At 47.6% G+C, this 17,057-nt stretch carries 12 protein-coding genes; 3 read left to right on the top strand and 9 right to left on the bottom strand.

Annotated elements, in window-relative coordinates:
* Positions 1-633 precede the first annotated feature (633 nt).
* Positions 634-1,431, top strand: coding sequence for an aspartate dehydrogenase (locus I2494_RS07865; protein ID WP_218467534.1), 798 nt, complete (start codon positions 634-636; stop codon positions 1,429-1,431).
* Here I2494_RS07865 and recG read toward each other — a convergent pair whose 3' ends face one another.
* From recG to gmk, 5 genes are read right to left on the bottom strand one after another with little or no spacing between them, the layout of a single operon-like run.
* Positions 1,432-3,513, bottom strand: a complete 2,082-nt coding sequence (gene recG / locus I2494_RS07860; RefSeq protein ID WP_218467533.1) for an ATP-dependent DNA helicase RecG — start codon at positions 3,511-3,513, stop codon at positions 1,432-1,434. It abuts the gene before it with no gap.
* A gap of 1 nt (position 3,514) precedes the next feature.
* Positions 3,515-4,222 (bottom strand): tRNA (guanosine(18)-2'-O)-methyltransferase TrmH, encoded by a 708-nt coding sequence (gene trmH, locus I2494_RS07855; protein ID WP_140920493.1) that lies wholly within the window; start codon positions 4,220-4,222, stop codon positions 3,515-3,517.
* A gap of 5 nt (positions 4,223-4,227) precedes the next feature.
* Positions 4,228-6,339, bottom strand: coding sequence for a bifunctional GTP diphosphokinase/guanosine-3',5'-bis pyrophosphate 3'-pyrophosphohydrolase (gene spoT, locus I2494_RS07850; protein WP_130590015.1), 2,112 nt, complete (start codon positions 6,337-6,339; stop codon positions 4,228-4,230).
* A 15-nt stretch (positions 6,340-6,354) separates the two neighbouring features.
* Complete coding sequence (gene rpoZ / locus I2494_RS07845; RefSeq protein ID WP_218467532.1) at positions 6,355-6,630, bottom strand: DNA-directed RNA polymerase subunit omega; 276 nt, start codon at positions 6,628-6,630, stop codon at positions 6,355-6,357.
* A gap of 54 nt (positions 6,631-6,684) precedes the next feature.
* Complete coding sequence (gene gmk / locus I2494_RS07840; protein ID WP_218467531.1) at positions 6,685-7,308, bottom strand: guanylate kinase; 624 nt, start codon at positions 7,306-7,308, stop codon at positions 6,685-6,687.
* Positions 7,309-7,593: 285 nt separating this feature from the next.
* Between gmk and ligB the strand changes: the two genes are divergently transcribed.
* Positions 7,594-9,294 carry an NAD-dependent DNA ligase LigB gene (gene ligB / locus I2494_RS07835; protein ID WP_218467530.1) on the top strand — a complete coding sequence of 567 codons (1,701 nt, stop codon included), beginning with the start codon at positions 7,594-7,596 and terminating at the stop codon, positions 9,292-9,294.
* Here ligB and I2494_RS07830 read toward each other — a convergent pair.
* Positions 9,282-9,818, bottom strand: coding sequence for a GNAT family N-acetyltransferase (locus I2494_RS07830; RefSeq protein WP_218467529.1), 537 nt, complete (start codon positions 9,816-9,818; stop codon positions 9,282-9,284). The genes ligB and I2494_RS07830 overlap by 13 nt on opposite strands.
* A gap of 558 nt (positions 9,819-10,376) precedes the next feature.
* Positions 10,377-13,496, bottom strand: coding sequence for a multidrug efflux RND transporter permease AcrD (gene acrD / locus I2494_RS07825; RefSeq protein ID WP_218467528.1), 3,120 nt, complete (start codon positions 13,494-13,496; stop codon positions 10,377-10,379).
* 251 nt (positions 13,497-13,747) lie between these two features.
* Between acrD and I2494_RS07820 the strand changes: the two genes are divergently transcribed.
* Positions 13,748-14,773, top strand: a complete 1,026-nt coding sequence (locus tag I2494_RS07820) for a LacI family DNA-binding transcriptional regulator (RefSeq protein WP_218467527.1) — start codon at positions 13,748-13,750, stop codon at positions 14,771-14,773.
* A 58-nt stretch (positions 14,774-14,831) separates the two neighbouring features.
* Here the strand turns inward: I2494_RS07820 and I2494_RS07815 are convergent, their stop codons facing one another.
* Entirely contained in the window at positions 14,832-15,827 is a 996-nt protein-coding gene (locus I2494_RS07815; protein WP_218467526.1) for an OmpG family monomeric porin, read from the bottom strand.
* A 140-nt stretch (positions 15,828-15,967) separates the two neighbouring features.
* Positions 15,968-17,053 (bottom strand): ABC transporter ATP-binding protein, encoded by a 1,086-nt coding sequence (locus tag I2494_RS07810; RefSeq protein ID WP_218467525.1) that lies wholly within the window; start codon positions 17,051-17,053, stop codon positions 15,968-15,970.
* Between the last annotated feature and the right edge of the window lie 4 nt (positions 17,054-17,057).

Here is a 17,057-nt window from a genome sequence, read left to right as displayed (position 1 = left end):
ATTACACTTATATCGGCCGGTTTGTATGCATAGTTGAAGATGTAATAATTGATAGTAATGTAAAGCAGGGCAGGTTTGTTGTAAAAAAGGAAATATAAGGTAACTCTGTTGCGACAGGGATTCCGGTAAAAGTGATAAAAACAGATGTTAGATGAGTGTTGATATTTTTATTTAATTAGATAATTTGAATTTAACTTTAAATAGGCCCTATTCAATGGGGCATTTATCTGGATGTGAGTAATGGTACCAGATATAGATAAAGTGGCGAGAGTGGAATGTGCTTCAAATATTTTTAGTCTTGGTACCTACTCTATGGATTTTGTTTCTCTTTTTCCCTTCATTGTTTTTCTGGTTGTAATCTTATTTTTAGCGTTATCCGTTCAGAGCGTACTTTTGGCTTTTAACCTAATAGTCAAAGATGAGCTTGTTAAGTAATTAAGCTCTCAGTGAACGCTAGTAAAAGGAACTAATTATATTTTTGTAATACACTATTCCGGTTTATGCGTACTTGCACAGGAACATGTTGATTTGAAAGCAGGAATAGTTATTGCAGTTTCCCTGAGATAGTAAAAATACAGGTATAGTGTTGTTTTTACGTCTCCTAAGTGGCATTGAAACAGAAGCGAGTTCCCCATGAAAAAAATAATGATGATTGGTTTTGGCACCATGGCTCATGAAGTTATGGCCCGTTTGCCTCAGGGAGTCAGTGTGGGTTGGATTGTTGCTCGCCCCCATCACCATCAGGTCATTTCACAGCTATGTGATGGTCAATCAATACCATTAGCGCATCCTGATGAGTGCCAGGGACAACCGGACTTGGTGTTGGAGTGCGCCAGCCAGAAAGCGGTAAGTGAATATGGCGAGTCAGTGTTGAATAAGGGTTGGAAGCTGGCACTCATTTCTACCGGTGCACTGGCTGATGCTGGGCTATTCCACCGACTGCGTCAGGCAGCACTTCAGGGTAATGGGGAGTTGATTATCTTATCCGGTGCCGTTGCCGGTATGGATGGCCTGTCTGCTGCGCGTGAAGGTGGATTGGATAACGTAACCTATATCTCCCGCAAAAGTCCCGCGAGTTGGCGAGGAAGCCCGGCAGAGCAGCGGGTTGATTTGGATAAGGTCTCTCAGGCAACGGTATTTTTTGAAGGGAGTGCTCGCGAGGCTGCCAGCTCTTTTCCGGCGAATGCTAATGTGGCGGCAACCATTGCGTTAATGGGTATCGGTATGGATAAAACCCGGGTGCAAATGATTGTCGACCCCCATACCCAAAAGAATACCCATAATATTCATGTCGCTGGGCGTTTTGGGGAATTTGATATTGAGTTGAATGGTCAGCCTTTGGCGACGAATCCGAAAACCTCTACGCTGGCAGCATTAAGTGCGGTACAGATTTGTCGACGTTTGGTCAGCGATGGTCTGGCTGATGAATAATCAGGCGTGAGTGTATCTTGAACTTTCTGGCAGCCAGCGCTCAATAAGTGCCTGAGCGTGCTGCGGATGTTTTTGGTGGATGTAGCGGGCGGTGCGTTGTACTTCCGGGATCATACTTTGATCCCGCATCAGGTCGGCTACTTTAAATTCGGTAATACCGGTTTGACGGGTGCCTAATAGCTCACCGGGGCCGCGGATCTCTAAGTCTTTCTGGGCAATAACGAAACCATCATTACTGTCGCGCAGTACCTGAAGGCGCTTCTGTGCAGTTTTACTCAGAGGAGCTTTATAGAGCAGGACACAGTGAGAGGCGACGGCACCACGACCAACGCGACCACGCAACTGGTGAAGCTGAGCCAGGCCTAAACGCTCAGGATTTTCAATGATCATCAAACTGGCGTTTGGTACGTCAACACCAACTTCAATGACGGTGGTGGCAACCAGCAGTTGAACTTCGCCCCGTTTGAAAGCATCCATCATATCCTGCTTTTCCTGCGCTTTCATACGGCCATGAACCAGACCAATATTCAGCTCCGGTAGCGCTATTTTGAGCTCTTCCGTTGTTGCCTCTGCGGCCTGAGCCTCCAGCACTTCCGATTCTTCAATCAGGGTACAAACCCAGTAAGCCTGACGACCTTCCTGCTTACAGGCATCTCGTACCCGGCTGATAATCTCTTCCCGTCGGGAGTCAGGGATCGCGACGGTAGTGACAGGCGTACGGCCTGGTGGCAGCTCATCAATAACGGAGGTGTCCATATCTGCATAGGCCGTCATCGCTAGCGTGCGGGGAATAGGGGTGGCGGTCATCACCAGTTGATGAGGATGAAAACCTTGCTCTTCACCTTTCTCCCACAGTGCTAATCGCTGATGCACACCAAATCGATGTTGTTCATCAATAATGACCAGCGCCAGACCGGAGAATTTCACCTGCTCCTGAAAAATCGCGTGAGTACCAACAACCATAGATACTTCACCGGTAGCAATCGCCTCCATTTGCTGTTGGCGTGCTTTACCTTTTTGTTTACCGGCTAACCAGCCTACATTAATCCCCAGCGGTTCAAACCACTGGCGGAAATTATTGGCATGTTGTTCTGCCAGCAATTCGGTTGGAGCCATCAGGGCGACCTGCTTACCGTTTTCAATGGCAACCAGTGCAGCCAGTGCAGCAACCAATGTCTTACCTGAACCAACGTCCCCCTGTACCAGACGCATCATGGGTACCGGTTTTGCCATATCCTGCTCAATATCAGCCACTACCCGGCTTTGTGCTCCGGTAGGTTTAAACGGCAGAGAGGCCAGCATGTTTGATTTCAGGGAACCATTGTCAGTTAGCGGCCAGGCGCTATAGCTTTGTGCTCCGGCGCGTGCGGCCAGCATACTCAGATTATGCGCCAGCAATTCTTCCATAATCAGACGGCGTTGGGCTGGATGCCGCCCTTGCTCCAGATCGGTAAGCTGAGTATCTGGTGGTGGACGATGCAGTATGCTTAGCGCTTCCGGCAGGCTCATCAGTTTACCGCTCAGTTCTGCAGGCAATAATTCACTGATAGCACAGGTTTCCAGCAGTTTTAATGCCTGATCGGTTAGCTTACGCAGTGTTGCCTGACGAACACCTTCGGTGGTCGAGTAGACCGGTGTTAGTGTATCTTCCAGTTGGATAGCGCCGTAATCGCCCTGAATACTGTATTCCGGATGGATTATCTCTGCATTATGGCTACCGCGTTTCACTTCGCCGTAGGCTTTCACCCGTTTGCCTGCGGACAGGCTATTTTTCATGGCGGCGTTAAAGTTAAAGAACCGCAGGGTTAGTACTCCCGTACCATCGGTAATCTGGCAGGTCAGCATCCGGCGGCGGCCAAAGGCGATATCACTACGGATCACTTCCCCTTCCACGGTGACATGTAAGCCGGGCAGTAAGTCACCGATAGGATAGAGTTTGGTGCGATCTTCATAGCGAAGTGGAAGATGGAATAACAGATCCTGAATGGTAAACAGGCCAATTTTGGCCAGTTTTGCAGCCTGACTGGCGCCAACCCCCGAAAGGGTATTCAGCGGCACGGCGTCCAACAGGCGGCCTTTCATCTCAGGCCTCTTGAGCTTTAGGTTTCAGCGCTTGCATCGCTGTCCACCAGGCTTCATCGGCAACGATTTCACCGTTGTCATCAATATGTGGACGCGGCAGATTTTTGCGTTTGGCAACGTTAGCCAAGACCGGATAACCGCCTTCAAACAGAAAACGCTGTTGTTCCTGATAGCTTAAGGGGCTGCCTTCCCGCTGATACATACCGGCCGCCTGACGCTGACGTTGTGCTTCATACAAAATCAGGGCAGAGGCTACGGAAACGTTCAGCGACTGAACCATGCCAATCATTGGAATAATAATATCGCTATCGGCCAGTGCCAGCGCTTCGGCGGTAATACCGGTTTTTTCCTGACCCAACAGAATACAGGTTGGCAGGGTATAGTCGATCTCGCGGAAGTCCACCGCCTTTTCTGACAGATTAGTCGCCAGAATTTGCATTCCCTGTTGTTTCAGATGGCTGACGGCAGAATGAATATCGCGATGAGTTTTGACTTGCACCCAGCTGTTGCTGCCGGCGGCGCTGGCAACCTGAGTTCTCATTCGTTCATGGGGCCAGACGGCGTGAACTTCATGTACGCCAACGGCATCCGCAGTGCGGATAATGGCGGAAACATTATGAGGTTTATGTACCTGCTCCAGACAGACGGTTAAATCAATCTGTCTGGTTGCAAGCATATGGCGGATCCGGGCGTAACGTTCGGGCGACATAGCAATTAATTTCGGTTGCGGGTGACTTTAATCACATCCGGCATGATGCGAATTTTACGCATAATATTAGCCAGATGAACGCGGTTGTGCGTGGTTAAGCGAATGTAGGCAATATAAACCCGGCCGTCTTTCTCTTCCGTATTCAGGCTCTGAATATTGGATTTTGCCGAGTTGATCTCAGCGGTCAGATTGGCCAGCACGCCCTGGTGGTTAAACATCTCGACTTTGATCTCAGCAATAAACTCTTGCTCAGTATCTTCTGCCCACTCAACGGCCATGAATTTTTCGGGCTCTTTCTGGTAACCGCGGATGTTGCGACAAGATTCATGGTGAATAACCAGACCTTTCCCCGGACTAACGTGGGCAATGATCGGGTCACCGGGAATCGGGCGACAGCATTTGGCAAAGGTCAACAGAATACCGTCCGCGCCACGAATCGCCAGTTTACGACCATTAACCGCCGGTTCATCATCGCTGTTAGAACCGTCATTGAGCAGGTTTTTGGCAATCATTACGCTCATCACGTTGCCTAAACCTACTTCTGCCAGTAAATCATCAAGGGTTGCCAACTTCAGGCGCTTCAGCTCCCGACTCAGGTTCTTCGGATCGATATCGGTGACTTTACGCCCCTGACCCAGAGCATGGTTCAGCAGACGGCGCCCCAACCCGATAGAGTCATCGCGCTTCAGGTTTTTTAACATCTGGCGAATTTTGGTACGGGCTTTAGAGCTGACAACAAAGTTCAGCCAGGCTGCATTCGGGCGAGCACCCGGCGCAGTAATAATTTCGACGGTTTGGCCGTTATGCAGCTCTTGCGATAGCGGATAAGGCTGGCGATCTACTCGCGCCCCAACGCAGGCATGGCCGATATCGGTGTGCACCGCATAGGCGAAGTCAACCGGCGTAGCCCCAGCCTGAAGTTCTACAATACGGCCTTTTGGCGTAAACACGTAGATTTCATCCGGGAACAGATCGGACTTCACGCTTTCAATAAATTCAAACGAACTACCGGCGCTTTGCTGTAGTTCAAGCAGGCTTTGCATCCAGCGCTGGGCGCGGATTTGTGCTGCGGTTCCGGACTCACCTTGCTCTTTATAGGCCCAGTGAGCCGCGACCCCCATTTCTGCCATTTGATCCATGTCTTCGGTACGAATTTGTACTTCAACCGGTACACCATGTGGCCCAATCAGAGAGGTGTGCAGCGACTGATAGCCGTTAGCTTTTGGAATGGCGATATAGTCTTTCACTCTGCCGGGACGCGGTTTATACAGGCTGTGTGCCTGACCCAATGCCCGATAACAGGTATCGACTTCATTAACGATAATGCGAAACGCATAGATATCCATAATCGAGTGAAAACGCTGCTCTTTATGGTGCATTTTCCGATAAATGGAATAGAGATGCTTTTCCCGACCACTGACGCGGCAGGGAATACCCGCCTCTTTCAGACGACCATCGATTTCTGACAGGATCTTTTGAATCATCTCTTTACGGTTACCGCGAGCGGCTTTCACCACCTCTTTGAGTACGCGATAACGGTTAGGATAGAGCGCTTCAAAACCAAGCTCTTCCAGCTCGATTTTTAAGTGATGAATGCCGAGACGGTGGGCCAAAGGGCTATAGATCTCGAGGGTTTCACGGGCAATACGCCGACGCTTGTCCGGACGTAGCGAACCAAGGGTACGCATATTGTGCGTACGGTCGGCCAGTTTGATCAGAATGACGCGGATATCTTGCACCATCGCCATGATCATTTTGCGAAAGTTTTCTGCCTGAGCTTCTTTCTTGTCGCGAAACTTAAGCTTATCCAGTTTGGATACGCCATCCACCAGTTCAGCAACGCTTTTTCCAAAGCGTTGTTCTACATCCTGATAAGTAACGGATGTGTCTTCAATAACATCGTGTAGCAGCGCAGCTATCAGCGTTTCATAATCCAGCCGCATGCCTGCCAGAATGCAGGCCACAGCAACAGGATGGGTGATATAAGGTTCACCACTGGAACGTGATTGCCCTTCATGGGCATCGCGAGCAACAACGTATGCCTGTTTGAGGCACTCAATTTGCTCATCCGGCAAGTATTGTTTAGCCAGTATATTAAGGCTTTCAAACAGGTACAAAATAGGCAGCCTTGATTAACGACGACCTTCAGCAATCGCGGTGACAGCGTGCATTTCTGCGGCATCCTGCTCTTGCTGTTCCTGACGAGCGTGAGAATCCAGAATCTGAGCGTTGATCAGACCTTCTTCAATTTCACGCAGTGCAATAACGGTATATTTGTCGTTCTCTTCAGGAACCAGAGGATCTTTACCCTGAGTCTGGATTTGACGAGCCCGACGTGCTGCGACCAGAACCAGGTCAAAGCGGTTACCAATTTTTTCAACAGCGTCTTGTACGGTTACGCGTGCCATAAGTGTGTAGCTCCACAGATAAAGAAAAGACTGGGCATGATACTGAAACCTGCTTCAGTCTGCCAATAATTTGCTGATTAATGCTTCATTTCGCATTTTTTGGCGGTCTAAACGCAAACGTTCAGTACGAATGATTGCTTTCAGGTCGTGTAATGCCAAATCAAAGTCATCATTAATGATCAGATAATCATATTCATCATAGTGAGAAATTTCCTGTACTGCTTTATTCATGCGGTTAGCAATAATTTCATCACTATCTTGTCCACGCCCCTGAAGGCGACGGACTAATTCGTCTTTTGACGGAGGTAAAATAAAAATGCTGCGGCTTTGCGGCATTTTTTCCCGAATCTGACGTGCTCCCTGCCAGTCAATATCGAGAAATACGTCAATTCCCTGAGAGAGAACCCGTTCAATCATTGGCCGGGAAGTCCCGTAATAATTACCAAAAACTTCGGCGTACTCTAAAAATGCATCTTCTGCGATTAAACGCTGAAACTCGTCCACAGAGACATAATAGTAGTGCTCACCTTCCGCTTCACCAGGGCGTTTCTCTCTGGTGGTATGAGAGATCGACACTTGCATATCGTAAGTCGGTTGCGTTTTTAACAGCGCCTGAATAAGGCTGGATTTTCCCGCACCGCTGGGTGCCGAAATAATATAAAGAGTACCTTTAACCATTATGATGTCTGTTTACTGTCGTTGAATTATCAGAAAAGAAGCGTACAAAATCCCTGCATAGTATACACCGCTGCCGTCTGGCTTACATCCTTGTCACACCATAACGGATCAATTTTATTTATTGTTGGGTTGATTAAAGCTATTTCGAGCCCCCTCACAAAATAATTATCCATTGCAGAAAGAATTAATCCTTTTCTCGAGTTTGTTTCCAGAGCTTACGTTTGGTGCTGTTTTTGATTTTCGTTTCCCGTTGAAATGAGCCTTCTTGTATGGAGGGTAAATGGAATGTTTTTTCTTATCAAACTGTTAGTTGGATGGTTATTGCTCTATCTGAGCGGAGGTATAGCCTGGGGGCAAGCTTTAACCAAGTGTCCGGAGTGGGATAATGTTCAGGCAGTACGTGAAGTTAAGGCATTAGATGCTGAATTACATCGCTGGAATGAAGCCTACTATTTTCAGGGTATCTCGTTAATTGATGACAATATTTATGACCATTTGCTTGAGCAACGACGCCAGTGGGCTACTTGTTTTCCTGATGTTGTGGAGAACCCGGTATTTAGCGAAGAGGAGCGAAACCTGCCAATGTTTCATCCCGTTGTACAAACCGGGCTGATAAAACTGGCTGACAGGCAGGCAGTTGCGGATTGGATGAAATCTCGAACTAACCTGTGGATACAGCCAAAAATTGATGGTGTGGCGGTTACGCTGGTATATCAAAACAGTCACCTGGTGTCTGCTATCAGTCGGGGTGATGGTATTAAAGGGGAGGACTGGACCGCCCATGCTTTGAATATCAACGGTATTCCCCGACGAATTAGTACTGATTTATCAAGAGTGGTGGTTCAGGGAGAGTTGTTTTGGTATCTGGCGGATCATATTCAACATCGGGATGGCGGGCAGAATGCCAGAGCTAAAGTTGCCGGAGCTATGATGGCGAAAGCGTTGTCACCACAGGCAGCGGCGAATATTGCTTTTTGGGCCTGGGATTGGCCTGATGGATCGGAAGATATGGTATTTCGTCTGCAACAGTTAAAAAGAATGGGGTTTGAGTATGGGCCAGATAATACCCACCAGGTGGCAAATGTTGATGAAGCGGAAAGCTGGTATCAATACTGGTTCGATAATCCTTTGCCGTTTGCCCGTGATGGGGTTGTTATTCGTCAGGGGACTCGTCCATCGGGCAGTCGTTGGCGAGCTCAGCCACCTCTTTGGGCTGCTGCGTGGAAATATCCGACAGAAAAGGTCATCGCTGAGGTGCAGGCCATCAATTTTAATATTGGGCGTACCGGTCGAATCTCGGTGGTAGCACAGTTAAAACCCGTCAAAATTGATGATAAAACGGTACGCCGAATTGCTTTAGGGTCGATAGCACGCTGGAAAACATGGAATATCGTTCCCGGCGATCGGGTGGTGGTGACGTTAGCGGGTCAGGGGATTCCAAAAATAACCGAAGTGGTCTGGCGTGTAGCTGAGAGAATTCCACCGGAAATTCCGAACCAAGAACAGCATCATTCTTTAAGCTGTTGGAACACAGAAGGGGAATGTGAGCAGCAGTTTATCGCCCGACTGGTATGGCTTAGCGGCAAGAAAGGTTTGGATTTGAAAGGCATAAGTCAGAAAACCTGGCAGCGATTATTGATTGCAGGAAAAGTTACGGATTTAACATCGTGGCTCTGGTTATCAGAAGCTGACCTGTTGGCGATACCCGGTTTTGGCAAGGCCAGCTCCCGGCGTGTGCTGCAACAAATTGCCATTGCCCGTCAGCGTGATGCTGCCCAATGGTTGGCAGGATTGGGGATGACGTTTATTTCTTCGGAAATCATACGGAAAGTGGGTTGGGATAATGTACTTCGCTGGACAGCAACCGACTGGCAACAGAACGGGATGGGAGAAAAAAGTGCCAAGCGGGCAGTAGAATTTGTTCACTCCCCACCGCTGTTAGATTTAGTTGCGCAGCTTAAAGCGGCAGGTGTTCAGGGTTTCTGACTTAAATTATCGCCAATAGAATTATTAACGTCCTGATACATGTAGCAGGCATTCTCGCCATACGCTGCAAGTTTTTCGCTAAGTTGTGGTGTCTGATCAACGGGTAGATAGCCCTGACTGCGCCAGTAGCTGTTTGCCTGAGCCAGAGATACCAGACTGGTATGCTGAAAACCTTGTTCCAGTGCGTTTTCTTTTGCAGAGGTAAACAGTGTCTTACCAACGCCGAGCCCCTGAGCGACAGGAGAAATAGCGCAGTCGTGCACAAACCAGCTGTCGGCTTCTTGAGGCAGGTTATTTAGCATACCATCGAGAGAAGGTGGGAAAGTACGAATCCATGGATAAGATACCAGATAGCCCAATAAACGGTCTGGTGTAGCAGCAACCCAGCAGGTTTCTGCGGACAGCGCCAGACGGTTTTCAAAAAATTCGGGACTTTCCAGAATATCGGAAGGATAAACCGATGCCTGAATATCAAGAATGGCGTCCAAATCAGACGGGTTCATACTGCGAATATGGTAAAACACGAAAAAGCCTTTATAAATTAATTCTATAGGTAAATTCTGAAGCCAGTATACCTGATTTTGGCGGTAGTTTGGACAGGGAGTTTCTCTTTAGATCGCCATAAAGAATATTTTGCAGCTAAATATGGCTTTTTCCCGACGGTATCAGGGTAGGTTTAAGCACCTTACTTTTAAGGGTGGCGTTACTGTAGATACCCATTTATTCGGATTGTGATTAATCTGACGTAAAACCCGATAGTTTAGTTTTATACCTTGAGATAGCTAATCGTTGGGAGGGACGGGTGTTGGGGTCGCAGCAGCTTTAGCTGCCGGACAAACAGGCAAAGCCTGTTTGAACAACGCTTGCGTTGGCCCAAAGGGTGAAACACCGTCAGGTGTTTCATAACTGCCCCTAACCCGGCCAGGCCCAACGCTCTCAGTAGCTGAATACTGATGGTTTACCGACCGTTCCCTGTGCAGATATAAGCATAGTGTTTTTACGGTCGGAATATTCACAAGTGCTGATTTGTCTGGTTTATGAAGTACCTTCCAAATCACCACCCGTAATACCCCATAACCCAATTACTCTTCAGCAATATATTTTCTTCCCGGAAATCTTTTTCGTACCAGCACAAAGAATACCGGTACAAAGAATATAGCCAGGAAGGTGGCGGTTACCATGCCGCCCAGTACGCCAGTACCAACAGCATGTTGGCTGCCGGAGCCTGCGCCGTTGCTGATAGCCATTGGCAGAACGCCAAACATAAAGGCCAGCGAGGTCATCAGAATTGGGCGTAATCGATAGCGGCAGGCTTCAAGGGTGGCAGAGATGAGATCTTTACCGCTACGATTCAAGTCATTAGCAAACTCGACAATCAGGATAGCATTCTTTGCCGATAGGCCGATGATGGTCAAAATCCCTACCTGGAAGTAAACATCGTTCTCCAGCCCTCGCAACCAGGTGGCACAAATAGCACCCAGAACGCCTAACGGAACCACCAGCATAACGGAGAATGGAATCGACCAGCTCTCATACAGAGCGGCCAGACAAAGGAATACCACTAACAGGGAAATCGCATACAGCGCTGGTGCCTGGGAGCCGGATAAACGTTCCTGATAGGACATGCCGGTCCACTCCAGTCCAAATCCTTCGGGTAGCTGAGCCACCAGTTTTTCCATGGTGTCCATGGCTGTACCGGTACTGACACCCGGTGACGCTTCACCTACAATTTCTACCGCAGAACTACCGTTATAGCGTTCTAATCGTGGCGAGCCGTAAGTCCAGGTGGAAGATGCAAATGCCGAGAAGGGAACCATTGCTCCATTGCTGTTATTCACATACCAATGGTTGATATCTCCTGGCTGCATACGGTAAGGCGCATCACTTTGAACGTAGACTTTTTTCACCCGACCACGGTCGATAAAATCGTTAACGTAAGTAGAGCCCCAGGCGGTTCTCAGAGTACTGTTGATATCATCAATTTTTATGCCTAATGCCTGAGCTTTTCGCTGATCGATATTAACCTGCAACTGTGGGCTGTCATCCAGACCATTATGGCGAACCCGAGTCAGACTGGGTTCTTTAGCGGCTAATTGCAGCAGGGTATCACGAGCCTTCATCAAGGCATCATGACCCAGACCTGCATGATCTTCCAGCTCCATATCAAAGCCTGATGAACTGCCCAATCCAGAGATAGCCGGAGGGCTGCTGGCGAAAACACGGGCTTCGGTGATTTGGCTAAAGGCTTTAGTGGCGCGTTCAATAATGGCGAAAGAGCTGTCTTCGGAGGCAGTACGTTCTTTCCAGTCCTGCAGGCGAACAAACATTCGTGCTACGTTTTGCCCGTTACCGCCCGGGCCGGCACCAACAATGGAAAATACCGAGCGAACATTTTTCTTCTCGTCTTCCATCAGATATTTTTCAACTTTCTCTACCACTTTCAGCGTTTGTTGCTGAGTGGAACCTACCGGTAGCTGAATTTGAGTCATGAAGACGCCACGATCTTCCAGTGGCAGGAAGGAGGTCGGGAGCTTCATAAACAGCCAGGCCATACCGCCAATAATCAAGATATAGACCAGAATTGTGCGGCTGCTGCTGCGAATAACCCTGGCGACTCCCCGCTCATATTGGCTGGCGCTACGTTCAAAGGAGCGGTTAAACCAACCAAAGAAACCCCGTTTGGCATGAAGCTGGCCCTGAGGAATCGGTTTTAGCATGGTGGCGCAGAGTGCGGGTGTCAGAATCAACGCCACTAACACAGATAGCACCATGGCGGAAACGATGGTGATAGAGAACTGCCGGTAAATAGCCCCGGTGGTACCGCCCATAAAGGCCATAGGAACGAAAACAGCAGACAGAACCAGGGCGATACCAACCAGAGCACTCTGAATTTGCCCCATTGATTTTCGGGTTGCTTCTCTGGGTGATAACCCTTCAATTGCCATAACCCGCTCTACGTTTTCCACCACCACGATGGCATCATCCACTAACAATCCAATGGCCAGCACCATGGCGAACATGGTTAGGGTATTTACACTAAAACCAAAAGCATACAGGATGGCAAAAGTACCCAGCAACACCACCGGTACGGCGATAGTTGGAATCAACGTGGCACGGAAGTTCTGTAAAAACAGATACATCACCAGAAACACCAGTAAAATAGCTTCCAGTAACGTTTTTACCACGTCTTTTATTGATGCCTGAACAAAGGGCGTGGTTTCATAGGCATATTCAGCTTTTAGCCCGTGGGGGAAGTAAGGGGAGAGTTCTTCTATCTTCTGTTTTACCAGTTTATCGGTTTCTAATTCGTTGGCGCCGGAAGCCAGTCTTATCCCCATACCAAAGGCAGGCATGCCGTTATAACGGCTTAAATAATCGTATCTTTCTGCACCCAGCTCTACGGTAGCCACATCAGCCAGAGTGACAACAGAACCATCCTGATTAACCCTTAACGTAATCGCGCGAAACTGTTCCGGTGTTTCTAACTGCGCCTGAGCATTCATGGTGGCGTTTAATGTTTGTCCGGGTACCGATGGCGTACCGCCAACCTGACCTACCGCAATTTGCTGGTTCTGGGATGAGATAGCATCAACCACGTTTTTAGTGGTCAGTTTGTAGTTAACCAGTTTGTTAGGATCGAGCCAGATACGCATCGCATACTGTGAACCATAGGCATCCACGCTGCCGACGCCATTAATCCGGCTCAACGGATCTTGCAGATTACTGGCCACATAGTCGGAAATATCCTGCCGATCCATGCTGTGATCCGTGGAGACAAACGCCACCGTCATCAGGCTACTGTCGCCAGATTTTGACACGGTAACCCCTTGTTGCTGTACATCCTGAGGGAGCTTTCGTGTGGCGCTTTCTAACTTATTTTGTACCTGCTGCATGGCTTCATTGGGATCGGTTCCGGCCATAAAGGTTAAGGTAACCGAGGCGCTACCGGTGCTGCTGCTTTGTGATGACATATACAGCAGATTATCCAGCCCGGTCATGCTCTGTTCGATAATTTGGGTAACCGAGTTTTCCAGCGTTTGGGCAGAGGCACCGGGATAACTGGCAGAGATTCTTACCGTAGGCGGAGCCAGATTAGGGTATTGCTCTACCGGCAGAGAGTTGAGAGCAAGCAGTCCTGACAGGCTGAGAATAATCGCAATAACCCAGGCAAAAATTGGGCGATCGATAAAAAAGTTAGCCATGAACAGCGCCTCTCATACGTTTACTCTCTGTTTTTATTGGTTTGATGAGCCGTGGTGAAAAGGACGGCAATACTAACGTATTTTAACCTGTTAATGAGAGGGAAAGTTGGAGAAAAGATGGAGATACTGTAAAGAAATGTCGTATATCTGGATACTCATCCGATTTTACTCAATGTTAAATAGACAGCTCTGAGAATTAAGGTCTATAGTGACCGCTGTTTCTGATATCAGATTAGCGGAGTTGTTTATTAGTGGCTTCTACTATTTATGACATAGCCCGACTGGCAAACGTCTCAAAATCGACGGTATCCCGCGTATTAAACAAGCAAACTAACATTTCAGATGAAGCGAGAGAGCGCGTGTTGAAAGCCATCGAAGAGGTGAACTATCAACCGAATAAGCTGGCTCGGGGTCTCACTTCTTCCGGTTTTGATGCCATTATGGTGATTTCAACGCGTTCAACTAAGACGACTTCGGGTAACCCTTTTTTCTCTGAAATATTGCACGCTATTGCATCACGTTCAGAAGAAGAAGGATTTGATGTTATTTTGCAAACGACTAAAAATAGTCAGGAAGATCTGGAAAAGTGCATCAGCAAAATTAAACAGAAGATGATCAAAGGCATCATTATGTTGAGTTCGCCTGCTGATGAATCTTTTTTCCGTGAATTAGACAGTTATGATGTTCCGGTAGTAGTGATCGGAAATGTAGAAGGTCAGTACCGTAATGTCTATTCGGTTGATACTGATAATTTTCAGGACAGTTATCGTTTAACTGAATGTCTGATTAAACAAGGTCATAGAAAGATTGCCTGCCTACATGCCTCGCTGGATTATCACGTTTCTGTGGATCGTCTGGCGGGCTATAAAGCGTGTTTGCAAGCGCATAATTTATCGCTCAATTCCCATTGGATTCAGGATGGCGGCTATACCACTGAGAGTGCTTATGCTGCTGCGATGCAACTTATTTCTCAACAAGACGCACCTACTGCAGTATTTGCCACCGATGGCCTGAAAGTGATGAGCATTTATCGGGCAGTTTATGACAGCGGCCGAACTATTCCTGATGATATTTCCGTGATGGGTTACAGTAATGACAATATTTCAATGTTATTGTCACCGCCATTAAGCGGAATTGAAGTTCCTACTCGTGAACTGGGTTGGACGGGTAGCGATATTTTGTTTGATAAAATCTCAGGTAAAGAGCAAGTCGCGACTAAAACCCTGGTTTCTACTCATTTGACACAGGCTCGCTCGGTATTGGCGCGCGAAGAGTAAGTGACTGGTTCCTGCCAATAGCGAGTTATTGGCAGGAGAAGGGCGTTAGTGTGTAACATTAAAAGCTATAACTGATTCCTACGCCGGTATAATGGAATTTAGTTTTCCCTGCTGCATCATCTGCAATGTGGTCGTGCAGTTGCAATTCATAGGCATATTCCAGAGAGACAGCAAAGCCGTGAGGCAACTCCTGATTCAACAGTAAGCCAAATCGGGTATCGGTTTCCCCTTCCCGTACACCGCGATCTTCATTGTAGTGATAAGTATCCAGCGTGCGGCGAGCATAAGGAACCACTTCCGAGGCACCAGCTGACCAGACGTTAAAGGTTAGGGGGACATAAGCACGTACTTCTTGTTGGGCATATTCACCGCGTTGGCTACCGCCCAGGTTCCATCCGCGTTTCAGGTAATAATTAACCTGTAAGGCGACGGTATCATTAAAGGCATATTTCAGGCCGGTTTCCCCTTCAAGTTCTTTATCGAGATAGCCATTGCCTTCAGTATGATTGTAATAGTTAAATAATGCGGCCCAGCCGTTATAGCTCAGTTTTGGTGTAATAGTGACGCGCCAGTCCGGTTGAATAGTATAACGTTGAGTATTTCCCGGTGAGTTTTTCCCGTCTTCCTCATAGTGCCAAACGTAGTTACGGAATCCGAGCATTAGCCCCAGTGCATAATCTTGATCATCAATAAATTGATAATGACCATCAAGCTCATACTGATCGAACCAATCGGTACGATTCTGACTGCTGTAATCAACGCCCTGGTCTTCCTGATAAAAAGAACCATAAATATCCCATTTACCATGAGACATATTCAAATAAACCGTTGGCTCAAATGCGCCATCTTTGTCACCCTGACCTTCCACGTTTTCAGTTTCAATCATGGCTCCAATTTTTTTTCTCCACTGATTTTTGTCACCCTTATCGTTATCTCCCGGAGCAACATCTGTGGATAAAGTTGTATCCTGATGAGGTTCCAACGCCGCTGTTTCTACTGCCTGAGTTGAGGTTAACGGTAATAAAAGACCAAGTAATAAACCGGATTTTTTCATTTTAACTCCATGTAATTTATATCAATATTATGTTTTTAAAAATTTATTCAGTGCGCACGATCCCCCAGCCGAGTGATCCGGCTGTAAAACAGGCACTGCTTTTAATTAATTCTGATTATGTGTTGTATTGTCAGAGGGCTTTATTGTTGAATGACCTCCTCACTGTCCGGATCGAAGAAATGGCATTTATCCATGTCGAAGTTCAGGCTGATATGCTGTCCGGCATGACGATCATTTTTAGCATCGGCGCGTACGACCAATTCGTGGCCACCAACGGTGCAATACAGCATAAATTCAGCTCCGGTTAATTCAGCGACTGAAATGGTGGCGGCAATGTCCTGTTCTGTTTGCTCTGAGTTGAAGATATCTTCTGGTCTGATGCCCATAATCACGCCACGACGCTGATAGTTTTTAGCGGTCAATGCATTGTATTTATCTTCAGGGATGGCGATACGTAAGCTCTCTGTAACGAAGTAACGACCATCAATGGCTCCGCGCAGGAAGTTCATGGAAGGTGAGCCAATAAAACCGGCAACGAACATATTGCATGGGTGGTTATAAACGGCTTTAGGAGCACCCACCTGTTGAATGATACCGTCTTTCATAATCACAATACGGGTTGCCATGGTCATGGCTTCGGTTTGGTCATGGGTGACGTAAATCATGGTGGTATTCAGCTTGCTGTGAAGCTTGCAGATTTCCGCTCGCATCTGTACACGTAGTTTTGCATCAAGGTTGGATAATGGTTCATCCATTAAAAACACTTTAGCGTCACGTACAATTGCCCGACCTAAAGCAACCCGCTGACGCTGACCGCCAGAAAGGGCGCTGGGACGGCGTTTTAAATACTCTTTCAATCCCAAAATTTGGGCAGCATAAGCAACCCGACGATCAATTTCATCGCGTGAGACTTTCTTCATTTTCAGGCCAAATGCCATGTTGTCGTATACCGACATATGGGGATAGAGCGCATAGTTTTGAAAAACCATGGCGATACCGCGGTCTTTCGCCGGTATGTCATTCATCCGAACGTTATCAATCAGTAAATCACCGTCGGTAATATCTTCCAGACCGGCGATCATACGTAACGTAGTGGACTTTCCGCAGCCCGATGGCCCGACAAAAACGATGAATTCTTTGTCTTCAATTTCCAGATTGAAGTCTTTTACTACGTGAACCCTGTTGTCATAAATTTTCTGCAGATGTTTTAATGAGATATGGGACATAGAG

Source organism: Limnobaculum allomyrinae, assembly GCF_016649425.1.
GTDB classification, from domain to species: domain Bacteria; phylum Pseudomonadota; class Gammaproteobacteria; order Enterobacterales; family Enterobacteriaceae; genus Limnobaculum; species Limnobaculum allomyrinae.
Note: the sequence above shows the minus strand (reverse complement) of the source record. Positions and strands in the feature narration are given on the sequence as shown.

Coding starts and splice junctions, on each gene's coding strand:
- I2494_RS07865 (WP_218467534.1), top strand. CDS start 634: ATGAAAAAAATAATGATGATTGGTTTTGGCACCATGGCTCATGAAGTT.
- recG (WP_218467533.1), bottom strand. CDS start 3,513: ATGAAAGGCCGCCTGTTGGACGCCGTGCCGCTGAATACCCTTTCGGGG.
- trmH (WP_140920493.1), bottom strand. CDS start 4,222: ATGTCGCCCGAACGTTACGCCCGGATCCGCCATATGCTTGCAACCAGA.
- rpoZ (WP_218467532.1), bottom strand. CDS start 6,630: ATGGCACGCGTAACCGTACAAGACGCTGTTGAAAAAATTGGTAACCGC.
- gmk (WP_218467531.1), bottom strand. CDS start 7,308: ATGGTTAAAGGTACTCTTTATATTATTTCGGCACCCAGCGGTGCGGGA.
- ligB (WP_218467530.1), top strand. CDS start 7,594: ATGTTTTTTCTTATCAAACTGTTAGTTGGATGGTTATTGCTCTATCTG.
- acrD (WP_218467528.1), bottom strand. CDS start 13,496: ATGGCTAACTTTTTTATCGATCGCCCAATTTTTGCCTGGGTTATTGCG.
- I2494_RS07815 (WP_218467526.1), bottom strand. CDS start 15,827: ATGAAAAAATCCGGTTTATTACTTGGTCTTTTATTACCGTTAACCTCA.
- I2494_RS07810 (WP_218467525.1), bottom strand. CDS start 17,053: ATGTCCCATATCTCATTAAAACATCTGCAGAAAATTTATGACAACAGG.